At 46.9% G+C, this 1,197-nt stretch carries 3 protein-coding genes and 1 pseudogene; 1 reads left to right on the top strand and 3 read right to left on the bottom strand.

The window, feature by feature from the left end; translation table 11 throughout:
* Positions 1 to 70: 70 nt before the first annotated feature.
* Both BGL89_RS15090 and BGL89_RS15095 read right to left on the bottom strand, forming a co-directional pair.
* On the bottom strand, positions 71 to 355 hold the full coding sequence (locus tag BGL89_RS15090) for a type II toxin-antitoxin system PemK/MazF family toxin (RefSeq protein ID WP_286826391.1): 285 nt from the start codon (positions 353 to 355) through the stop codon (positions 71 to 73).
* Positions 352 to 594: an AbrB/MazE/SpoVT family DNA-binding domain-containing protein gene (locus BGL89_RS15095; RefSeq protein WP_286826392.1), complete on the bottom strand. Its 243-nt coding sequence runs from the start codon at positions 592 to 594 to the stop codon at positions 352 to 354. Before BGL89_RS15095 ends, BGL89_RS15090 begins: the two co-directional genes overlap by 4 nt.
* A gap of 136 nt (positions 595 to 730) precedes the next feature.
* Here BGL89_RS15095 and BGL89_RS15100 point away from each other — a divergent pair, with 136 nt between their 5' ends.
* Positions 731 to 865 carry a tetratricopeptide repeat protein gene (locus tag BGL89_RS15100; RefSeq protein WP_286826393.1) on the top strand — a complete coding sequence of 45 codons (135 nt, stop codon included), beginning with the start codon at positions 731 to 733 and terminating at the stop codon, positions 863 to 865.
* Here the strand turns inward: BGL89_RS15100 and BGL89_RS15105 are convergent.
* A pseudogene (locus tag BGL89_RS15105) lies at positions 833 to 1,108 on the bottom strand (DUF2092 domain-containing protein); the annotation flags it as partial. The gene BGL89_RS15100 and the pseudogene BGL89_RS15105 overlap by 33 nt on opposite strands.
* Positions 1,109 to 1,197 lie beyond the last annotated feature (89 nt).

Below are 1,197 nucleotides of genomic sequence, written 5' to 3' on the forward strand. Positions count from 1 at the left end.
AAGGTTCAGTTTTTAGCTTGGTTATCGCTTTTTCCATTGTAGCTTAAAGCCGTCCTAAAAGGACGGGGTTTTAACCCAAATTTTCGATAAAGCTCGCTTTTCTCGCTCGGAAGTCCAACGATCGCAGTTGATCTACCATGATAACTCCTGTCACCGCCTCTCCATCTGGAATCTTGACGTAGAAAGGGTTCTGGCGTTGCGTATTGCTCACCGGGCAGACAAAGGCAAAACCAATCTTGCGATTAAAATCAATATGGCTTACCACCAGTGCTGGACGATTACCCATTTGCTCATGCCCAATTTGTGGGTCAAAGCTCAACTGCAGGAAATCTCGACGTTCTGGAATGTATGTCACCAAACCTCCTCTCCCATTGGCCGTCCCCAATCCACTTCCGGCTCAGGTGATTCAACAACCTCAGCCAGTAGTTCTTCTAGGCTTAACTCAGGCAAGGCTTGAATTAGCTCAATTACTAGCTTTCCGTTTTCCACAGAACATTCAACAACGTCATTAGGATTGAGGTTCAGTTCCTCCACCGCATACTTGGGAATCCGAATCGCTAAAGAATTACCCCAGCGTCCAATCTGCGACTTCATGATCCCACCTCGAATTCGTTAGATATTCAAAGTATATCAAAACTCTGGCTTGCCAAAAAAATTGATCGAGTTTAGAGGAATTATGCGATCGCCGGCTGTTAGTCTAAACTCCAGTTCCTAACTGAACGTCCAGATTGTGAACCAACCTAGAGTGATGGGAGAGGCACTCAACAATTTAGGGAATATTTGTGCTGATTTAGGGGAATACCGACAAGCGATCGCATTTTATGAACAGGGTTTACGGCTGGGATTGATTATCCCTAGCGGGTAGAAGTTCGATACCGATCGACTCTGACCCCGGTTGGAAAGTGAAAGTATCGGCGGTTATACTGGGATTAAAATTCCAGTCGGATAATATTGCCGTGTACTGGGGTGAACCGGGTAGAGTTTTATAGGTAATAATCGCTTTCCTCAGTAGGGGGGTGGCATCTTGCGTGACCCAGATTTGATAATCGCGATCGCTACCGATCAGCAGCAGGTGATACATCGGTTCGTGGTTGACCATGTCTTTGCCGTTGACATCCTCGCCGCCGTAAAACGGACGGCGATTCCTCACCACGCCACTTTTTTAGGGTGGTCGCGTCAATGGGGTTGACGCAGATA

This window comes from Microcystis sp. LSC13-02 (assembly GCA_002282935.1).
GTDB lineage: Bacteria > Cyanobacteriota > Cyanobacteriia > Cyanobacteriales > Microcystaceae > Microcystis.